This is a genomic window from Cryobacterium psychrophilum (assembly GCF_004365915.1).
Classification (GTDB): Bacteria; Actinomycetota; Actinomycetes; order Actinomycetales; family Microbacteriaceae; genus Cryobacterium; species Cryobacterium psychrophilum.
Map to the genome: position 1 here is coordinate 495,556 of NZ_SODI01000001.1, position 18,993 is coordinate 514,548.

The window sequence follows — 18,993 nt, forward strand, 5'->3', positions numbered from 1 at the left end:
CGTGACCGTCGTATCCCCTCCAAATGTGCCGTCGAGTTCTCCGGTGCTATCAGCGACGACGATCGCGATGATGCTCGCGGATGCGCGCTTACCGGTCGGTGGGCATGTGCACTCGGCCGGGCTCGAGCCAGCACTGGCCTCGGGGATGGACCCCTCGCTGGTGCCCGCCTACATTTTGGGCCGGGCACGGAGCGTCACCCTCGTGGAGGCGGGCACCGCAGTCGTTGCCCGGCACGTATCTCTAGGTGGTGAAACGGATGATCTCGCTCACGTCGACCGGGCGTGGGCGGCGCGCACACCCAGTGCAGCCGTGCGAGACGTCTCGCGGTCACTCGCACGCGGCTACCTCCGGCTTGCCTTGCGATTGTGGCCGGCAAATGCGGCGATCGAAGCCTGTGCGGGTGCAGATGTGCCGTTTTCCCGCCCGGTGGTTGTCGGCGTGATTGCCGCTGCCGCCCACCTCGACGCACCCGCCCTCGTCAGACTCGTCGCCTACGACGACGCACAGACCGTTGCGGCCGCAATGCTCAAGCTAGAGCCGCTCGACCCCATCGTGCCGCCTGGCTGGGTTCTTGATGCCTGCGCTGCTGTGGAAGAATTCGTAGACACGATCTCCGCACTCACCATTCCCGACGCCATCCCGGCACTGGGCGCTCCCGAATCCGAGGGCTGGGTTGAGGCCCACTCTCGATCAACGAAAAGGTTATTCCGTGCCTAAAGACACCTCGAACCGAGCACTCAGAGTTGGAGTGGCCGGCCCCGTTGGAACCGGGAAGAGCTCCTTGATTGCAATAGTCTGCCGTGCGCTCGCGCCCGAACTGCGCCTCGGCGTGATCACTAATGACATTTACACCGATGAGGATGCCCGCTTTCTGCGCTCCGCGGGTGTGCTCGAGCCCGAGCGCATTCGAGCGGTCGAGACGGGTGCGTGCCCCCACACGGCCATTCGGGACGACATCACCGTTAACCTTCTCGCCGTGGAGGACCTCGAGCGCGACTTCGCGCCGCTCGACGTCGTACTGATCGAATCCGGCGGAGACAACCTCACCGCGACATTTTCGCCCGCCTTGGTCGACGCGCAGATCTTCGTCCTCGATGTTGCAGGCGGAGGTGATGTGGCTCGCAAGGGCGGCCCGGGCATAGCCCGGGCCGACCTGCTCGTCGTGAACAAAACCGACCTCGCACCCTACGTCGGAGTAGACGTTGCGCTCATGGTGAGCGACGCCGAGTTCGCCCGTGAGGGGCGCCAAGTGCTCGCACTCTCCCGCACCGACGCTGCATCCATTGACGAGTTAAGTACGTGGGTGCGCGGCCTGCTCGCGCAGCATCGGGCAGGCATACACAGCCCGCAGGACCCGGGGCCAATGGCACCGCATTTTCACGCGAGCGACAACGGCGGAACGCCGCATTCCCACGACGGATCCGGGGAGCACACTCACCTTGACTCCCATTCGCACTAGGTGACGGGTTCGGCACCGAGTGGGGCGACCCCGGCGGCAACATCGATTCACCTCGTCGCTGCGCCCCTGCGCGCCCGCCTACACCTCACAACAGGCGCACTCGTTCCCCGCACCGTCGACATCGGCCCCAACTTTGCACGAGTCGCGCTCATCGCCGCGGGCGCACTACTCCTCGGTGACGACCATGTGCACATCGACGTGGTCGTCGGCGCCGGTTGTGTGCTCGAGCTTGAAGACGTCGGCGGAACTGTTGCTTACGACGCAGATGGCGAACCGTCGACCTGGACGGTCACCATTCGGGTCGAAGCACATGCCCTACTCCTCTGGCACGGACTGCCTTTTATCGTCGCCGACGGTTCCCATGTCACCCGACACACTCGGATCGACCTCGTTGCCGCGTCATCCGCGGTCTGCCTGCGGGAAACGATCGTATTTGGCCGGTCAGCGGAGCAGGGTGGATTTGTCGACCTGAGGACGCACGTCAGCGTCAACGCTGAACCGCTCTTTCTCGAGTGGCTTCCCGTGCGCGGGGTCGACCATTCCCCGGGTATTCTCGGTAACAACCGAATTCTTGATACGATCCTGCTCGCTGGACTCCGTTCCGAGGGCACTCATCCGACTGGCCTGACTGCCGGTGACGTGGCACAAACCTCTGATGGCGAGGTACTGCAGTTAGAGGGTGTGGGTAGCTTGGCCCGGTCGCTGCAGGTCGAGGCGCATCGCTCGCCGTTGCCCGCAGTCTGGGACACTTGGCGAGCATTGGCGCTGAGTTCGTGGGAACGGCATCCGATGCTCGACTGAGTGACGTTAACGTGCTGGTGGCGAGTAGCCGCAGTCGGTGGTACTGGCGGCGAGATGTTGTGGCCCGCCGCCAGCACGACCGGTTTTGGTTTATTCCCAGTGGTTCTTGTCGGCGGGGGCTTGATCGTCGCGGAGCTTGCACATGTCGACACTGCCGAGGTTGATGGTGCGGGAATGCTTCACGAGGACCGCGAACAGGTCGCTGGCGGCGTCGCTGTCGATGCCGACGGTGAGGAAGCCAACGATGATGAGCAGGTCCACGTCGGAGAGCTCGTTGAGGAGCTGTTGGTGGGCGATGCCGGAGCGGCCCCACTCCGGATCAGAGCGGCAAAGCTTCGCGTCCGGATTGGTGCCCCCGTCTGGCGCTCACCATCCGGCTGACCTAAGTTGAGAGTGCACCGAGACCGCGACATAGGAGAAGACCGTGACCGCACTCGACCCAGATCTCGAAGAGGATGTCGAGCGAGGATACCAGGTCGCGGACCGGCTGGTCGTCGTCGAGCGGCCCGACGCGCTGGCGCGCCTCGTCCGATACCTCCACGAATAATGGCAGCCGAGCTGGACTCATTCGCCACCATGGCGGCTGTCCTCGCCATCGCGGCCATCGTGGCGTTCTTGGCGCACCGAGCGCGGCAACCGCTCATCGTGGCTTTCATCGTGGTGGGAGTCATCGTCGGACCGTCCCTCCTGGGCTGGGTTCGAGAGGGCGACTCCCTCGAGTTGCTGGCAGAGATCGGCATCGCAATCCTGCTCTTCCTCGTGGGGCTCAAGCTCGACATCCGTCTGGTCAAGTCGATCGGTCCGGTCGCACTGATCACCGGACTCGGCCAGGTTCTGTTCACCTCGCTCGTCGGCTTCGGTATTGCGCTTCTCTTCGGAATGCCAGTGGTCGTGGCCGTCTACGTGGCTGTGGCACTGACCTTCTCGTCGACGATCATCATCGTGAAGTTGTTGTCGGACAAGGGGGAACTCGACGAACTCCACGGCAGGATCGCCCTAGGGTTTCTGATCGTGCAGGACATCGTCGTGATCTTGGTCATGATCGCCCTCTCCAGCTTCGGCGGCGAGCGCGACGGCTCCCTCTGGGAACAGATCGGGGGCGTGCTGATCGCGGCAGCCGGGGTCATCGGTGGTCTCGCTGTCGCGATGCGCTGGGTACTCCCCGGCCTCCTCAAGCTCGTTGCGAGCTCGCAGGAGCTGCTCATCGTGTGTTGCGTTGCCTGGGCCGTCGCAGTGGCTGCTCTCACGGATTATTTGGGTTTCTCGGTGGAGGTGGGCGCGTTCCTCGCTGGCTTCGCGCTCGCGTCGACTCCCTTCCGGGAGTCGATCGCCTCTTCTCTGTCGGGCCTGCGGGATTTCCTGCTCCTGTTCTTCTTCATCGAGCTCGGCACGCAACTCGACTTCTCCTCGATCGGCAACCAGATACCAGAAGCCATCCTTTTCTCCGCGTTCGTCCTCATCGGCAACCCACTCATCGTTCTCGTGATCATGGGTGTCATGGGGTATCCGAAACGCGTCTCATTCCTGGCCGGTCTGGCCGTCGCGCAAATCAGCGAGTTCTCTCTGATTCTCGTTGCCCTCGGCCGCGACCTCGGCCACGTCGACAACGACACCGTCGGGCTCGTGACACTCGTCGGGATGATCACGATCGCCGCGTCCACCTACATGATCCTGTACTCGGAACAGCTGTTCGCCGTGCTCGATCCGGTCCTCGGCATCTTCGAGCGGCGCCGCACGATCGACGCTGCGCTCCCCGAGGCGAAGCATTACGACGTGATCGTCTTCGGCCACGGACGGTTCGGGAGCCGCCTGATCGAGGAATTCGCAAGGGCGGGCTACTCGGTGCTGGTAGTCGACTGGGACCCCTACGCCACGATCCGACTGGAGGACGCGACACTGGCGGATCGCGTGTCGCTGGCCTATGGGGACGCGAGCAACGGCGAGTTCCCCGGAACCCTGCCACTACGGTCCGCAAAGTGGATCGTCAGCACCATCCCAAACGTCGAGGTCAACAAGGGTCTCGCCACATCTCTCCGTCATCATGGCGCGACCGCCCCCGTCGCGGTGACGGCACACACCGACGCGGAAGCACGCGAGTTCGGCAGGGAGATCGACGAGAACGTCATCAATCTCGTTCTCCAGCCGTTCGATGACGCTGCCGACGACGCCATCGCCGCGCTCAAAGCGCTGTGAAGCCCGTCAGGACAGGAGGCCCTTCGTGGCGAACCGGGCTGTAGGCGAGCGCACCGAAGACCGCGATGTACGCGGCCTGCACGAGCGCGTTGACGCCGAACGAGCTGAAGTTGAGCGGCTGGCTCAGCAGCTCGGCGAATCCCCGCCGGTAGCGGCTGGACAGCAACGGCTGCAGCCAAGACAGGACTGGGCGACTTCTCGACCCGATCGGGCGAGGCATGGCAAACTGGGATCGGGGTTACCGCCCGGGCGGCGCTCGGGCAAACTTGCCAGCGGCCTACGACGATCAGCGTGCGCTCCTTACCCCTCTACGAAAGGTTCGACCATGTCAGCGACCACACCCGTCACGACCGGCCGTCGCGGCGGGCGCGCCCCGGCGGCGCTGCGCGCGGTCGTCGACGTCGCACGCGGCGCCCTCATCGGCGCCGCCGAGATCGTCCCGGGTGTGAGCGGTGGAACCATCGCGCTCATCGTCGGCGTCTACGGCCACCTCATCGATGGCGCCGGGCATCTCGCCCGCGGAGTCGCCCTGCTCGTCGCGGATGCCGTTCGCGCGCGCGGCGCCGCTCGCGCCATGGCGCACTTCCGCTCGGTGCGCTGGACCGTGATGATCCCGATCGGGTTGGGCATGGTGGGGGCGATCCTGATCGGTGCGCGGCTCCTCGCGCCGCTGCTCGACGACTTCCCGGTCGGAACACGGGCGGTCTTCGCCGGATTGATCGTCGCCTCGCTCATCGTGCCGATCCGCATGGTCGGATCCCGCTGGCGGCCCCGCGATATCGCACTCGCCCTGCTCGCCGCCGCGGTCACCTTTGCGCTGATCGGGCTCCCTCCCGCCGGAGAGATCGACCCTCCCCTGATCCTCGTCGCCGTTTCCGCCGGGTTCGCCGTCTGCGCGCTCGTTCTGCCGGGCGTCTCCGGCTCGTTCCTGCTGCTGACCTTGGGCATGTACGCGCCGACGCTCGAGGCCGTCAACGATCGGGACCTCACCTACCTCGGCGCCTTCGTCGTGGGTGCGGTGCTCGGGCTCGGCGTGTTCGTGTCGGGGCTGCAGTGGCTTTTCGCCCATCACCACCGGGTGACGCTCGTAGTCATGACCGGTCTCCTGCTCGGGTCACTGCGCGCGCTCTGGCCGTGGCAGGGCGCCCAGAATGGGCTTCTAGCGCCGAGCGGCGACGTGGGGCTCGCCATTGCCCTCTTCATCGCGGGCGCGGCTCTCGTAACGGCACTCGTCGTGGTCGAGGGCGTACTCGTGCGGCGCAGGGTGCTCGCCGAGCACGCCGTCGTAGACGAGGTGCCGGATGCCGATCGCTCCGCCGAGGGGCGCTCGAGGCGCTAGCTGTACTGAGTCAGGACATTGGTGACACTCGTTGATGGGAGTTTCTCGGATGCCGGTGTGGGAGTTCCGACCGTTTTCGGTGATTTCTCGATAGGTGGTCGGGGCTTGGCGAGTGCCGAGTCCGAGCAAGGACTGGCCTTCAGGCTGTTGCCGCCGCGCCTCCCCGCCTCGTGGCTACCAACCTGACAGTGGTCGACCTCAACCTCACCCGTGAGCAATACGCGCTCCGGGTTGATCATGGCGAAGCGGAGCTTGTGCAAGATGGTCTAGGCGGTCTGGTACCGGGTCAGGCCGAGTTGGCGTTGCAACTGTATGGCCGAGATTCCCGGGGTTCCCGTTGTCATCAGGTAGGCGGCTCGGCACCATAAAAGCAGTGGCGCGTGCGTCTTGTGTAGCACTGTGCCCTCGCTCAGTGAAACTTGGTGTCGACATCCCGCGCAGTCCCGAAGGCCTCGCCCTCTCGCAGGCCAAGGAACCTGCCCCTGACACCGCGGGCCGGAGTAACCCTCCGGCCCGCGATACGCGTACAGGCACTCCAGGCACACTTCCTCGTCACCAAATCGAGCTTGAAACGGCACGATCGTCTTCGGAAAGTGTGGTCGGACTGTTTCCAGAGGCTAACTGAGCTAACCATCTGTTGTACGTCTCCCGGAGTGACGACGTAGGCGTCTTCGTCGGTGACGATGGGTTTTAGCGCTGGAGGATTTGGTATCTGGCCGTCGGCGGCGTCAGGCTGACGACGTCCGGATAGACGAATGGCCCGGCGTGGGATCTTTGCGGATTACGCCGGGCCATTCTGACGCGTAAAGGCGCGCTGATGCTCACGGTAAGTCATGATTCTGTTGTTGTCGAGTTGAACCTCCTGGCCGGGCGCGTGGTCTGCCCGGATTGTGGTGGCCGCTTGCGACCGTGGGGGTGGGCGAGGGACCGCGTGATTCGTGAGGGCCTCGGCACGGATTGGGTGGATCGCAGGCTCCGGCCTCGCCGGTCTCGGTGCACGGTCTGCCTGAGCACGCATGTGCTCCTGGAGGTGCGGTTGGCCATGCGGCGGGCCGATGCGGCCGAGGTGATCGCGGCGGCGGTCGAGGCGAAGACCGCGCTGGGGTGGGGCCACCGGAAAATCGCGGCGGGCTGCGGCAGGCCGGTCTCGACGGTCCGTGGTTGGTTGCGCGCACTCGCAGCGTCGGCCGGTGCGATCGGCGAGAGGTTCACGAGCTTGTTGGTGCGGGACGCTCCCGACGCTGTCGTGCTGTGGCCCAAACCTGCCGGCACCGCCGGCGGGGAGGCGTTGTCGGTGTTGATGGCGTATGCCGAGGGACTGGGGCGCCGGTTTGCCGCGGCCGTCACGGTGACGTGGATCCAGGCCGGGATCGCCACGACGAACGGACGCTTGTTTTGCTCGAGCTGGTGGGCCGCGGGTCCCAACACCAACCGGCCCTTACGCCCGGGCGTGGTCGGCGGGAAAGTTGGCAGGAGCGCCTGCCATATCCCTGTGGTGGGCGTGTTCACTGTTTGAGAGGACCTTTCATGCCCGCAACACCTCCGACGCTGCCACCGGTGGTGCCCCAGGATTCCCCGGTGAGCCCCGCCGTGTCCTTGCTCGTGCCGGCCGGATCGCCGTCGGAAACGGCAGCGCGCCGCGACCGGATGGAAAAGATCGCCCTGTTCAGGTATCAGCTGATCCGCGGCGCTGCCGATGCCGCGGTCACGACGCGTCAGCGCGGTCCGATGGTCAGAGACCTCGCGGCGATGGTGCATCCGGGGCCGTTCGGCGGCACGGTGACGGTTTCCAAAGACACCCTCGACCGGTGGATTCGGGCTTGGCGGCGCGGCGGGTTCGACGCGTTGAAACCCCGCGGCCGCGCCCAGGGCGCCGTGACGCCGGCGCAGATCCTGGCGTTGGCCGCGACGCTGAAACGCGAACGGCCCGCCCGCACCTCAGCGCAGGTGCGGCGCATCATGATCGACACCCTCGGCGACGCACCTTCCGAGTCGACGTTGCTGCGGCACTTCCGCACGCTGGAACTCCCGACCGGCGTCCGCGAGGTGTTCGGCCGGTTCGAAGCGGACTACCCCAACGAAATGTGGGTCGGTGACGGGCTCCACGGGCCGCGGATCAATGGCCGGAAAACGTATTTGTTCGCGTTCCTTGATGACCACACGCGCCTCGTGACGGCGGCCCGGTGGGCCTACGCTGAAGACTCCGTCCGCCTCACGGCGGCCCTCCGACCGGCGTTGGAATCCCGCGGAATTCCGGGGGTTTGCTATGTCGATAACGGCTCGGCATTTATTGATGCATCCTTGTCGCGGACCTGCGCGAAGCTCGGAATCCGGCTGACACACTCCGCACCATACCGACCCCAGGGCCGCGGGAAAATCGAGCGGTTCTTCAACACCGTCAACTCGCAGTTCCTCACCGAGATCACCACCGTCGACACTGCGACGGGCGAGGTCGATGCCGGGGTGGGCAGCATGGTGACGTCGCTGGATGACTTGAATGCGTTGTTCACGTCGTGGGTGGAGATGGTTTACCACCAGGCCGTCCACTCCACGACCGGGCAAACACCGCTGCAACGCTGGGATGCCAGCTGGGTGGGCCGCAAGCCGGTGCGAAAATCGCGGGACGAGATCGCGGAAGCGTTCCGCTGGTCGACGATCCGCACGGTGACGAAGTCCGCGACAGTGTCGTTGCAGTCCAACACCTATCAAGTCGATCAGCTCCTCGTCGGCAAACGGGTGGAGTTGGTCTATGACCCCTTCGACCTCGCCGGGCTGATCACCGTCTCCGCCGGCAACGGCGTCCCGGCCGGCATCGCGGTGCTCAGCGAAATCCGCCGCCACGTGCATAAAAAGGCCGCCACGGCCGCTGCCGACAGCATCGAGACCGGTGCGAAGAACGCCGTCTCCGGCATCGACTACCTCCGCCTGGTCGAGACCCGCCACAAGGGCACCATGGCTGGCGAGCCAATCAGTTTCGTCAAAGCGTCAACCTCGAAACGGCCCGCGGTCGTCTTCGTGCCGACTGCCCAGGAGGCGACCCGATGAGTATCGACACCCTGCAGTCCCATTACGGATTCACCCGCATGCCCTTCGCCCGGGACATTCCGCCGCAAGCCTTGCATCCGCATCCGTCGCATCGGGAAGCGATGGCTCGCATTGATTGGTGCGTCAGTCAGCGTCAGCTCGGGGTGATCAGTGGTGAAGTCGGCGCGGGGAAAACCGTCGCCGTTCGCGCGGCCCTGGCCCAGCTGGAGCCGTCTCGGCATCAGGTGATCTATATCCCCGACCCGACGATCACGATGCGCGGCATCCACACCCGCATCGTCACCGCGCTCGGCGGCACCCCCGCGTTCTTCTCCGGAGTGCTCGCCTCGCAAACCGCGGCGCTGCTCGCCGGGGAACTCGACGAACGCGCCCGGCTACCCGTCGTCGTGATCGATGAAGCACACCTGCTCACCAACACCGACCTCGAAGCGCTCCGCATGCTCACCAACAGCGATATGGACACGGGGTCGCACTTCGCGATGCTCCTCATCGGCCAGCCCACCCTCCGCCGCCGGCTGAAACTCGCGGTGCTCTCAGCGCTGGACCAACGCATCTCCACGCGTTACACAATCACCGGGATGAATGCTGGCGACACCACGGAATACGTCCGGCAACACCTCAAATTCGCCGGCCGGTCAGACCCGCTCTTCTCCGACGACGCGATCCATGCCATCCACCTCGCCAGCGCGGGGTTATCCGCGGGCGGTGAACAACCTCGCGGTCGCCGCTTTGATCGCGACCTACGCTGCCGACAAAGCAATCGTCGACCTGGCCGCCGCGCAATCGGCGATCACCGAGAACAGCGAATGAGCCCGCGTCACGAGTGACGACCACCACGTCACCATCCTGACGAAAGCCCCGCCGGAATCCTCCGGCGGGGCTTCTTCATGCCCGGATATCGTCACCGAGGATGACGCGGCCATCGTCATATAACGCGACGGGCGACACCATCTACGCACTGCAAGTCCTATTTGTGTTCATGGGAATCTCTGGAGGCGACAGTATGCTGGAAATCACATCAGCCAGCGCAGTGCAGCGCGAAGAGAGGTTCCTCATGATGAAGTCGTCGTTGACTGCTCTAGTGCGTCACGAGTTGGATCACGCCCGGCAGGTCAGCAGCGGCCGTAGCGCGAAGACCGTGTACGGAGGCAATGAACGCACACTCCGCCAGACTGTGATCGCCTTGCGTGCCGGCGCCAAGTTGGATGAGCATGAGAATCCCGGTGACGCGACTTTTTTCGTGTTGCACGGACGCGTCGTCCTCATCTCGGGTGAGAACTCCTGGAGTGGCTCACCGGGCGATCTGCTGATCGTACCGGAGGGCCGACACGCACTCGAAGCGGTAGAAGACGCGGCGGTACTGTTCACGGTGGCAAAGACTCGGTGCTGAGTTCCCGAGTCGATGACCCATGGTGGTTTGATGGACGGGCCGCGCGATCGAGAAAAGGGGTGCTTCAGGCAACAGCCTGCGGCGGCAGTACAGCAATCACGGAGTGATCCTTGGCAAATATGCCCACCTTAGCGGCTCCCCCCGGAGAGCCGATGTCGTCGAAGAACTCGACGTTGGCCTTGTAATAGTCGGCCCATTTCTCCGGCACATCATCTTCATAAAAGATGGCCTCAACTGGGCACACGGGCTCACAGGCACTGCAGTCTATGCACTCATCCGGGTGGATGTAGAGCATCCGTTCGCCCTCATAAATGCAATCGACCGGGCATTCTTCGATGCAGGCCCGATCTTTCACGTCGACGCAGGGAAGAGCAATAACATACGTCATAGTGGCAAGGCTCCCTTCACGCACAGCAGACTTTCAGCTTACGACAACCGGGTGATCAAATCCAGATTACGCTGTCGGACCCGTTGGGGACGGGCATGCACACGGCACGGTTCAGTCTCGATCGCGGGTCTCGGCCGCTCTCCGCTCCTGCAGCCAGGGAATGAGTCCCCCCGCGAGCAACATGTCGATCTGCCGCTGTGAGAAGTTCTGCCGGGCAGCGTAGTCCTCATTGCGAGTCTTATTGTGCACGGTGATCGCGGTTCCGGCGGCGAGGGCCTCGCGGATGCCGTCCAGGACCAGAACATCGTCACGCTGGATGCGGTCGTGATCGGTCGCATCCGCGAATTCGAGCGCGAGCACACCAAAATTGACGAGGTTCTGCCAGTGGATGCGTGCGAAGGAGACGGCCATGACCGCGCGCAAGCCAAGAAAACGGGGGGTGATCGCAGCATGCTCCCGTGAGGAACCCTGCCCGTAGTTGGCGCCGGCAATGATTATGTGCCCGGAAGTATCGCGGGTTTCGGCCGCGCGGGTCGGGTAGGTTTCATCGACCTGGTCGAAGGTGAAGCGGGCGAGTTTGGGGATGTTGCTGCGGAAAGGCAAAACGCGCGCGCCCGCCGGCAGGATCTCATCCGTGGAAATATCGTCACCGACCAACAGAGCCACCGGGGCCTCGATGCGATCGGCGAGGGGCGCGAAGACCGGCAACGAGGAAATGTTGTCGCCCTTCACCAGTTCCACCTGGGAGGCCTCTGCCAGAGGCAACGGTGCCTCGAGCATGGCCAGGTTCACACTCGATGTGGCCGGGAACTGGACCGTCGGGTACGTCAGATCGAATAGTTCTTCAAGGTCGCGCGGGTCGGTGATCGCCCCGGTGAGCACCGCCGCCGCCGCCGTCTCCGGCGAGCACAGGTAGACCGAATCTTCCTGGGTGCCGGAGCGGCCTAGAAAGTTGCGCGGCATCGTGCGCAGGCTGTTGCGCCCGTTTGCCGGGGCCTGACCCATTCCGATGCAGCCCATGCAGCCTGACTGGTGTAGCCGGGCACCGGCGCTGATTAAATCGAGAGTGGCACCCATGCGAGTCAGATCCTGCAGTATCTGGCGGGAGCTCGGGTTGACGTCGAAGGACACGCCAGGGGGTGACTGGCGCCCCTTCACGATTGCGGCGACGATTGCGAAGTCGCGCAGTCCCGGATTCGCGGATGAGCCGATCACGACCTGCCCAACAGGTCTACCGGCGACCTCTCGCACCGGCACGACGTTGCCCGGTGAACTGGGCAGTGCGATGAGTGGCACGATGGTCGAGAGGTCAATCTCCTCGGTCACGTCGTATCCGGCATCCGCATCGGAGAGCAGTTCGACGAAGTCGCCCTCGCGTTGCTCTGAGCGAAGGAACGCGCGCACCTGATCGTCCGCTGGGAAGACCGTTGTAGTCGCGCCGAGCTCGGCGCCCATATTGGCGATCACATGCCGGTCCATCGCGGTGAGGGTCGACAGGCCCGGTCCGTAGTATTCGATAATCCGGTTGACGCCGCCCTTGACGCCATGTCGGCGGAGCATTTCGAGAATGACATCCTTGGCGCTCGTCCACGGCGGCAGCTGGCCGGTGAGACGCACGCCCCAGATTTCGGGCATCCTGATGTAGAGCGGTTCGCCGGCGATCGCGAGAGCCACCTCGATACCGCCAACGCCGATGGCCAGCATCCCGAGCGAGCCCGCAGCCGGGGTGTGACTGTCCGAGCCGACCATCGTCTTGCCCGGGATGCCGAACCGCTGCATATGCGTCGGGTGCGAGACCCCGTTCCCGGCCTTCGAAAACCACAGGCCGAATCGTTGACAGGCCGAGCGGAGGAAGTCGTGGTCCTCCGCGTTCTTACTGTCGGCCTGCAACAGGTTGTGGTCGATGTACTGAACGGACACTTCAGTGCGCGCACGATCAAGTCCCAGCGCCTCCAACTCAAGCATGACAAGAGTTCCCGTTGCATCCTGGGTGAGGGTCTGATCGATGCGCAGGCCAATTTCGGTCCCCGGTGTCATCTCCCCGCTGAGCAGGTGAGAGGAAATAAGTTTCTGAGCAACGTTATATGCCACCGCGAACCTCCTTAGTCAAATGTCCTCGGGAAAATCCCGAAATCGCAGTCAGGTTGTGAAAATATCGCAGCACTCAAATCTAGGCCATTACCCCACGCGCCACCACCCCAGACCGAGACCTTCCCTGACCTGTCCCCCTTCGAGAAATGCTCAAGACCGTTACCAACAAACAACGCTCCGGCGTTGATGAGAACGACCTCCCCGACTTCGCCGACAAGATCTGCGCCCCGCACTCCGTGTCACGCTTGAGCCGCCGCGAATGAGAGAGCTGCCGTGGAATCCGGACTGCCTCCGCTTCGTGACAGAACGTTAATCGGAGTGCCTCGCTGCTGGCAAGTGGGGCAAACGCTGGACGAACCCGTCATGCGAAACGCTACTTGGCCCCGCCAATCCTCCTGGATGTTTGGAATCCAACGGCGCCCCGCGCTGGAAGCTGCGCGCCTTATACGACTCCATGAAGGACGCAGCGGCGGCGACGAACGGTGTGATGCTGGCACGCCTTTCCGTCTATGACGACGTAGATGGAGAGAGACTTGGCGACGCGTTGGAGTCACGAGCCATCGCGGATCCACAGGCCTTGCGCGCGCTGCTCCAGCGCGGCACCTACATCGGGCGAATGCTGGCGGAGAGTCAACGTCATGTCCGCGACCACCCTCGCGGAGAGAGCTTTCATCACCCGTGAGAGACTCCGAAACATTGAAACCGGAATCGGAACACTTCGTGGGGTACTCAAGCCGTCATTCAGCGGAGGCAGAAACCTCACTTCCGCGTCATTCCAGTATGACTCCGCCTACTTGTCGCACCCGCGCGCCTACGCAATCTCACCAGAGCTTCGCCTCGGTTACATGGGGCCGCCATCATGGGCACGTGGGTGGATACGAACGGACCCCGGAAGGCCATGTTTGTGTCGGCCCTGTTCTGGTCAGGTGGATTCCTGATTGGCTCCCTCGGCATCTTCAGCAACCAGCTGTGGCTCGTGTACCTCGGCTACGGGCTCATCGGTGGAATCGGCCTGGGTATTGGTTACATATCGCCGGTTTCCACGCTCATCAAATGGTTCCCGGACCGCCCCGGACTGGCCACGGGCATGGCCATCATGGGCTTCGGCGGCGGCGCGCTCCTCGCAAGTCCCATCTCCACTGCCCTGCTCACCGCATACGACCCGAACTCCGGTATGACCGGTTGGATCGCGAGCGGTGACGCGGTCGGAAAACTCTGGCTCACCCTCGCCGTCGTCTACCTCGTCTACATGATGTTCGGCGCGTTCACCATCAAGGTGCCAGCCGCGGACTGGAAACCGAACGGGTTCGACCCGTCGAAGGTCAAGGTGCGCGCCCTCGTGAGCAACAACCACGTGTCGGCAAAGAACGCCATCAGGACCCGTCAGTTCTGGCTGATCTGGATCGTGTTATTCTGCAATGTAACGGCCGGTATCGGAATCCTTGAGCAGGCGGCCCCCATGATCCAGGACTTCTTCCGCCAGCCGGACGGCTCATCCCTCGTGACGGTCGTTGTGGCTGGAGGCTTCGTCGGGTTGCTCTCGATCGCCAACATGGGTGGGCGTTTCGCGTGGTCGAGCACCTCCGACTTCACGGGTCGCAAGAACATCTACATGGTCTACCTCGGTGTGGGTACCGTTCTTTATCTTGTGCTCGCCCTTCTGGGTTCCACGACGACCGCACTGTATGTGATCCTCGCCTTCGTGATCATCTCCTTCTATGGCGGCGGATTCGCCACGGCGCCCGCGTATCTACGGGACCTGTTCGGCACTTTCCAGGTGGGTGCGATCCACGGACGCCTGCTCACCGCTTGGTCCGCAGCCGGTATTGCCGGTCCGCTCATTGTGAACTCCATCCTCGATGCCCAGGGCACTCCAGGAGAGCTGACTGCGACGGACTACCAGCCGGCCCTGTTGACCATGGTTGGTATCCTCGCGGTCGGCTTCGTCGCCAACCTCATGATTCGGCCCGTCGCCAAGACCTTCCACGAGCCAACGGTGGCGCCGCCAACCGCTCGCGAACCTGCACTGGAGTCCTAACATGAAGACCCTGAAACTCGTTCTCGGCTGGGCCCTCGTGGGTGTTCCGCTCGTCTACGGCGTGACGCAGACACTCATTAAAGTGACGGCGCTGTTTGGCTGACGCGACTTAACTGTTGTTCCCACACAGGTTGTGTGCGTGGCGTGCGTTAAAAAGTGAGGACCTCCGGGATCGATTGGATTACTACACACAATCTGATACCAAGGAGGCCCCATCTCTTACGTTACTCATTTCAATGCCGCTTTGACTCTGTCGGGCCGGTCCCTGCGTGATTCTCCTATGATTAACATAGGAGAATCACGCAGGGCCTCGCTGTGCAGTGACCAGGATCAGAACCCGTCATCGGATCTGGGAAACCACACGGTTTCGCTGTCGTCCGGGTCTGTGACAAACCACGTGGACGTATCCTTCGGTTCAATCCCCGCCCAGGTGAGCGCTGCGAGTTCGTTGGGACCGAGTCCGCTGCTGTCGCCTCTCATGGTGGCCAGTTCCGTCAGGGACTCGAACGCGATCCGGGCGGCGACGGCCACCTGCTCAGAACCCGCAATTCTCTGTCCCGTCCCGAAAGCCCCCCAAACTTCCTCTGGGACCGCCCACATGTGCCGCCGCCGCGCGGCGATCAGACTCACCCGATCTGGATCGCGAAGGTCCGCGCTGGCTAGGAGCGGGGCAAGCCAGCCGGGCGTCGGCTCCGCAGCAATGATCCAGGCGTTCGCTTGGAAAAGCGTCGGCGTCCGCGTGATGTCGGCCGTGCGCATGGCCTCGGCCACGTCGCGGACGGTGAGCCCGAGAACCTCACTGACCGGGACGGGGCAGAGCTGGCGATCGACCCGCCGGCCTGTGCCGAGGCGGGACCAAAGCCATGGGCTTTTCGGTTTCGGGGTCCCGCTGTGTTTCGGAGACCCTGTCAGACGTGTTTCCGCCGGATTGACCATCGGGATCACCTCTCCTAATCCGGGTTAATCATGGAGATAGTGTTCAAGCCGGGGAACACGCAGGAGCGCGAGGGCACGTTTTTCAATCTGTCGCACTCGTTCCCGCGTGATCCACTGCCCCCCGGCAATCTGAGCCAGCGTGCGCGGCACCTCGCCGTCGAGTCCGAAATGCGCGGTGAGGATCGAGTACTCCCGGGCCGGCAGGGCATCCACGGGAGCAATCGATACTCCAGGCCCGGTTCGGCCTGAACGGCGACGCACCCCAAACACTCGACCAGATCGCGCGCATCCAAGGCGTCACCCGGGAACGGGTCCGCCAAATCGAAAAACGTGCCCTCGCCCTACTGCGAGTTCCACGCCTCGAACTCTACCTCCGGGACTAGACAAAGCGACTATGGCCACAGGCAAAGCTCCAACCTCTTGTTGAGTACCCGGATGCTCCGAAGGGGCATAGTGCGACCGAAGTGTGAGCCGCAAGTTTGGGGACTAAATGCCCTTCACGAATACATGGCAATGTGGTTTGTTGATTACAGTTCACACGTCTCGAGTGGGCGAGCTGTTTGAGGGGCAAATTTCGCGCGAGGTGAGATGTCGCGGCGAGAGCATTCTGAGGCGATGCAAAGTTTGCATGTGAGCGCCGTTGACAGGGATTATAGCGTGGAAGAGCAAATCGAAGACACCATTAGCCCCAGCAGGCCCCGAGGCCTACGCAGTCGAAAGGTTGGGGCCATCCTGGCCGGCGGGCTCGTGCTTGGTGTTGGCGCGGCCATCACGCTCGCCGCGTGGAATGACTCCGAATTCGCGCAGGGAACCTTCGCCGCCGGTACGTTCAACATGGTTGGCAGCACTGACGGCACGACGTACGCCGAGCACGCGACCGTCGGAGCACCGGCAACGCTCGCGTTTACCGTCAATCCCACGTTGCTCTCACCCGGTGACGTTGTCTACGCGCCGTTTGCCGTCAAGTTGGATGCGGCAACCACGAACGATGCTCTCGTGACGATTTCCAACGCCGCGACCACCGGCGTAGTGACCAACCTCACGTACACTCTCATCCAGCCCACGGCCTTCGGCTGCGCCAGCGATACCACGGGGACGGAAGGGGTATCCCATGAGTACACAATCGTCCGTGGATAGGAGCCGCATTAGCCAGCTCGAGCACGAGAACGCGATTCTGAGATCCGAGCTACGTGGGATGACCAGGTCACTCCGTGTAGCTACCGGGTTACTTATGAAGGACACACCTGACGCTGGATCCTCATTCACCCATTGTGACTCACAGAACCCCTGCCGGCACTCGTCTGAGAAATTTTACGGCGAGACAACTTCCTAAGACACTTGGCCCCTCGTCACTGCGCTGCCACAACTCTGCGGCTTTCAGATTTATGTGGCGGGGTTCTTCCTGATTTATATGGCGGTGTCGGTTGAGGTCACGCCGATGACGAGGGTGGCTACGCACCGCGTGAACGCAATTGCGCGCACCCGTTCGTCCGACGTGTGAAATTCCGTAAGCGAGGGGAAGACGTGCCAGCCACATGCGCGCGGCAAAACGATGGTTTCTGAGGCAGCCGCTCCAGCTGAAGAAGGCCAGCGTCCGCACCGTTTCTATTCGTACACTCAGAGCCGTGGGCGCAGTTCCTGAGGGCGCAACCCTCGCTCCTCAAGTTCCCCAACCCATGACTTCTTGATGGCGGCCAGGCGTTTCTTGTCACTCTTCGACAGCGGAATGATCTGGGTAATAAGGTCGAAAGCCTGACCGATCACGGCGGGCAGATCGTCGATAGCAACTGTGGAGGCTCGGTCGAGAATCTCGGCGGCGACCGTGGGGTCGACGCCATCCTGTTTGAGTAGCGCAAGGATCTCGCGGGCATCCTTTTGGCCTTTCTCCGAGAAGTGTCGGTCGAGCAGTGCCGCCATCTTTGTTGCAATGTGCGCTTCCAGTCGCAGGAGTGTCCATTTTTCGAAGGACAGCTCGTCGGGGTATTCCGCGAGCACCTCGACCTTCAGTCGTAGTTTGCCTCCGAGTTGAGATTCGTACGGGAGGTAGATGTCGAGGTGGACATTGTCGATCGTCGCACGGAGCTTCTTGCCCTGGTGGTTGTTACTAGTTGAGATGTCGGTCATCAGCTGCTCAAGCTTGTGTCGGCTCTCTTGCGAGGTGATGAGGTCGATGTCGAGACTGATTTCCCCTCCGACACGAACGAATGTTGCCCAGCCCCCGATGAGAATCGAGGGTTCGAGATCATGGCCCAGCCGATCGACCAGCGCACGGATGACTCCGTCCTTGTCCTCGTAGAGATTAGGCACTGGTTCGCTGCTCCCAATCCGCGGCCGGGAACAAGGTCGTTTTCAGCGCGCGAGTGAACTCGGCGGCTTGCCATCCTGGGCTTGCCCAGAGGTCGGCGTAGGTCTGAGCGAGACTGGCGTAACCGGACCGCCATTTCCGTGCCGCGTCCTGATCCTCGGTGAGGATGATGACCTCATCGCCCGCCGGAAAGTCCACCTGCGACACAGTGCGTGTGGTGTAGATGATTCGTCGGCCGAGATCGGCAACAGTATTGCGGCCACCGAGGTAGTGCACGGCGGCGGTACTGCCACTGAGGGCGTAGTCGGCTTCGCCGTCATCGAGAAACGTCTGGGCGGCGGGCAGCGTTGTAGAGACCACAGTGTCGGCGCGCAGGTTACGGTGGGCAGCGAAGGCATCGAGGAGCTTCTCCGGCGCGACGACAGTGTAGCCGCGACGGGAATTCGCGCGGACGGCACCGATATCGAGGAGTCGTCCCAGCGCCTGATGAGTAGTGGACGGTGCGACCGACGCCGCTTTGGCGATATCGCCAATGCTGTTCCAGTCACGCTGTCCCCCCAGTGCGGCGTCGGCCAAAGTGCGCCAGACTATCTCCACGTTCTTCATACTGCCATCTTCGCATATTTCATAAAAACATGGAAAACTGCTTCCGTATTTATATGAAAATAAGCAGGGGCGCCCCTGCCCACATTTCACCCGTCCCTGTGAGCGCTTGACTTTCAGATTGGGCTTCATCTCAACAAAGGTTCCTTTGACGAAGAGTGCTGCCAGCACCCCATAACCTTGAATTGTCATTTTCAGTGTCAATCGCCAAGAACACATCTGAATGCGACGGGTCGAATTCGCGACAAGGTGATGTTGAGCGACCTGCCTTAACTTCCTCTCCGATCAGTTCGCCCGTTTCCACGGGATCGTCGTTCCCGGGACCTTTCGCGACAGCCTCTACATCCTTGACGGACTCCTCGAGCAGCAAACCGCGGTCTGCAACCCACCGAGCTCATGACCGA

21 protein-coding genes and 4 pseudogenes are annotated in these 18,993 nt (G+C 63.0%); 16 read left to right on the plus strand and 9 right to left on the minus strand.

The features are described 5' to 3' along the window. Positions 1-43 precede the first annotated feature (43 nt). From EDD25_RS02330 to EDD25_RS02340, 3 genes are read left to right on the plus strand one after another with little or no spacing between them, the layout of a single operon-like run. On the plus strand, positions 44-718 hold the full coding sequence (locus EDD25_RS02330; RefSeq protein ID WP_241986540.1) for an urease accessory protein UreF: 675 nt from the start codon (positions 44-46) through the stop codon (positions 716-718). After that, positions 711-1,460: an urease accessory protein UreG gene (ureG, locus tag EDD25_RS02335; RefSeq protein ID WP_134171865.1), complete on the plus strand. Its 750-nt coding sequence runs from the start codon at positions 711-713 to the stop codon at positions 1,458-1,460. The genes EDD25_RS02330 and ureG overlap by 8 nt, the downstream gene beginning before the upstream one ends. Then, positions 1,461-2,261, plus strand: coding sequence for an urease accessory protein UreD (locus tag EDD25_RS02340; protein WP_134171866.1), 801 nt, complete (start codon positions 1,461-1,463; stop codon positions 2,259-2,261). 90 nt (positions 2,262-2,351) lie between these two features. Here the strand turns inward: EDD25_RS02340 and EDD25_RS17370 are convergent, their stop codons facing one another. Further along, entirely contained in the window at positions 2,352-2,522 is a 171-nt protein-coding gene (locus EDD25_RS17370) for a hypothetical protein (RefSeq protein WP_166671172.1), read from the minus strand. A 163-nt stretch (positions 2,523-2,685) separates the two neighbouring features. Here EDD25_RS17370 and EDD25_RS18120 point away from each other — a divergent pair, with 163 nt between their 5' ends. Together EDD25_RS18120 and EDD25_RS02345 are read left to right on the plus strand one after the other, a co-directional pair. Next, positions 2,686-2,808, plus strand: coding sequence for a hypothetical protein (locus EDD25_RS18120; protein ID WP_277871697.1), 123 nt, complete (start codon positions 2,686-2,688; stop codon positions 2,806-2,808). Next, on the plus strand, positions 2,808-4,454 hold the full coding sequence (locus tag EDD25_RS02345) for a cation:proton antiporter (protein WP_134171867.1): 1,647 nt from the start codon (positions 2,808-2,810) through the stop codon (positions 4,452-4,454). Before EDD25_RS18120 ends, EDD25_RS02345 begins: the two co-directional genes overlap by 1 nt. Here the strand turns inward: EDD25_RS02345 and EDD25_RS02350 are convergent. After that, complete coding sequence (locus EDD25_RS02350; RefSeq protein WP_134171868.1) at positions 4,441-4,620, minus strand: hypothetical protein; 180 nt, start codon at positions 4,618-4,620, stop codon at positions 4,441-4,443. The two genes, EDD25_RS02345 and EDD25_RS02350, sit on opposite strands and share 14 nt — an antisense overlap. A gap of 159 nt (positions 4,621-4,779) precedes the next feature. On the opposite strand from EDD25_RS02350, the gene EDD25_RS02355 reads away from it, so the two are divergent. Continuing rightward, complete coding sequence (locus EDD25_RS02355; RefSeq protein ID WP_134171869.1) at positions 4,780-5,793, plus strand: DUF368 domain-containing protein; 1,014 nt, start codon at positions 4,780-4,782, stop codon at positions 5,791-5,793. Between the two features lie 143 nt (positions 5,794-5,936). Here the strand turns inward: EDD25_RS02355 and EDD25_RS02360 are convergent. Continuing rightward, a pseudogene (locus tag EDD25_RS02360) lies at positions 5,937-6,407 on the minus strand (IS1595 family transposase); the annotation flags it as partial. Positions 6,408-6,610: 203 nt separating this feature from the next. On the opposite strand from EDD25_RS02360, the gene EDD25_RS02365 reads away from it, so the two are divergent. The 4 genes from EDD25_RS02365 (at position 6,611) to EDD25_RS02380 (ending at position 10,228) form a co-directional block, all read left to right on the plus strand. Next, complete coding sequence (locus EDD25_RS02365) at positions 6,611-7,309, plus strand: hypothetical protein (protein ID WP_134171870.1); 699 nt, start codon at positions 6,611-6,613, stop codon at positions 7,307-7,309. 62 nt (positions 7,310-7,371) lie between these two features. Beyond that, positions 7,372-8,838 carry a DDE-type integrase/transposase/recombinase gene (locus tag EDD25_RS02370; protein WP_198418893.1) on the plus strand — a complete coding sequence of 489 codons (1,467 nt, stop codon included), beginning with the start codon at positions 7,372-7,374 and terminating at the stop codon, positions 8,836-8,838. Continuing rightward, entirely contained in the window at positions 8,835-9,665 is an 831-nt protein-coding gene (locus tag EDD25_RS02375) for an ExeA family protein (RefSeq protein WP_198418892.1), read from the plus strand. Before EDD25_RS02370 ends, EDD25_RS02375 begins: the two co-directional genes overlap by 4 nt. Before the next feature lie 176 nt (positions 9,666-9,841). Continuing rightward, positions 9,842-10,228, plus strand: a complete 387-nt coding sequence (locus EDD25_RS02380) for a cupin domain-containing protein (RefSeq protein ID WP_424948533.1) — start codon at positions 9,842-9,844, stop codon at positions 10,226-10,228. Between the two features lie 64 nt (positions 10,229-10,292). Here EDD25_RS02380 and fdxA read toward each other — a convergent pair whose 3' ends face one another. Beyond that, the gene (gene fdxA, locus EDD25_RS02385) at positions 10,293-10,616 is read right to left on the minus strand and encodes a ferredoxin (protein ID WP_134171871.1); all 324 of its coding nucleotides are present in this window, start codon (positions 10,614-10,616) and stop codon (positions 10,293-10,295) included. Between the two features lie 111 nt (positions 10,617-10,727). Continuing rightward, entirely contained in the window at positions 10,728-12,707 is a 1,980-nt protein-coding gene (locus EDD25_RS02390) for an aconitate hydratase (protein ID WP_134171872.1), read from the minus strand. A gap of 328 nt (positions 12,708-13,035) precedes the next feature. Here EDD25_RS02390 and EDD25_RS02395 point away from each other — a divergent pair. The 3 genes and pseudogenes from EDD25_RS02395 to EDD25_RS18305 form a co-directional block, all read left to right on the plus strand. Beyond that, positions 13,036-13,389, plus strand: a pseudogene (locus tag EDD25_RS02395) (DUF7255 family protein); the annotation flags it as partial. Between the two features lie 168 nt (positions 13,390-13,557). Further along, positions 13,558-14,745 (plus strand): annotated as a pseudogene (locus tag EDD25_RS02400) (OFA family MFS transporter); the annotation flags it as partial. Between the two features lies 1 nt (position 14,746). Next, the gene (locus tag EDD25_RS18305) at positions 14,747-14,848 is read left to right on the plus strand and encodes an MFS transporter small subunit (protein ID WP_422386765.1); all 102 of its coding nucleotides are present in this window, start codon (positions 14,747-14,749) and stop codon (positions 14,846-14,848) included. A 227-nt stretch (positions 14,849-15,075) separates the two neighbouring features. Here the strand turns inward: EDD25_RS18305 and EDD25_RS02405 are convergent, their stop codons facing one another. Further along, positions 15,076-15,516 carry a hypothetical protein gene (locus EDD25_RS02405; RefSeq protein ID WP_134171874.1) on the minus strand — a complete coding sequence of 147 codons (441 nt, stop codon included), beginning with the start codon at positions 15,514-15,516 and terminating at the stop codon, positions 15,076-15,078. Positions 15,517-15,705: 189 nt separating this feature from the next. Further along, positions 15,706-15,894, minus strand: a complete 189-nt coding sequence (locus tag EDD25_RS02410) for a sigma factor-like helix-turn-helix DNA-binding protein (RefSeq protein ID WP_166671174.1) — start codon at positions 15,892-15,894, stop codon at positions 15,706-15,708. Between the two features lie 32 nt (positions 15,895-15,926). Between EDD25_RS02410 and EDD25_RS18310 the strand changes: the two genes are divergently transcribed. Both EDD25_RS18310 and EDD25_RS02420 read left to right on the plus strand, forming a co-directional pair. Next, on the plus strand, positions 15,927-16,064 hold the full coding sequence (locus EDD25_RS18310) for a sigma factor-like helix-turn-helix DNA-binding protein (protein WP_422386766.1): 138 nt from the start codon (positions 15,927-15,929) through the stop codon (positions 16,062-16,064). Between the two features lie 274 nt (positions 16,065-16,338). Continuing rightward, a complete protein-coding gene (locus EDD25_RS02420) occupies positions 16,339-16,818 on the plus strand; it encodes a SipW-dependent-type signal peptide-containing protein (RefSeq protein ID WP_241986298.1) in 480 nt (159 codons plus the stop codon). A 480-nt stretch (positions 16,819-17,298) separates the two neighbouring features. On the opposite strand, the gene EDD25_RS02425 is transcribed toward EDD25_RS02420, so the two are convergent. Both EDD25_RS02425 and EDD25_RS02430 read right to left on the minus strand, forming a co-directional pair. Beyond that, positions 17,299-17,988: a hypothetical protein gene (locus tag EDD25_RS02425; protein WP_134171877.1), complete on the minus strand. Its 690-nt coding sequence runs from the start codon at positions 17,986-17,988 to the stop codon at positions 17,299-17,301. Beyond that, positions 17,981-18,781, minus strand: coding sequence for a hypothetical protein (locus EDD25_RS02430; protein ID WP_134171878.1), 801 nt, complete (start codon positions 18,779-18,781; stop codon positions 17,981-17,983). Before EDD25_RS02430 ends, EDD25_RS02425 begins: the two co-directional genes overlap by 8 nt. Positions 18,782-18,863: 82 nt before the next feature. Here EDD25_RS02430 and EDD25_RS18315 point away from each other — a divergent pair. Next, a pseudogene (locus EDD25_RS18315) lies at positions 18,864-18,989 on the plus strand (hypothetical protein); the annotation flags it as partial. Positions 18,990-18,993: the final 4 nt, after the last annotated feature.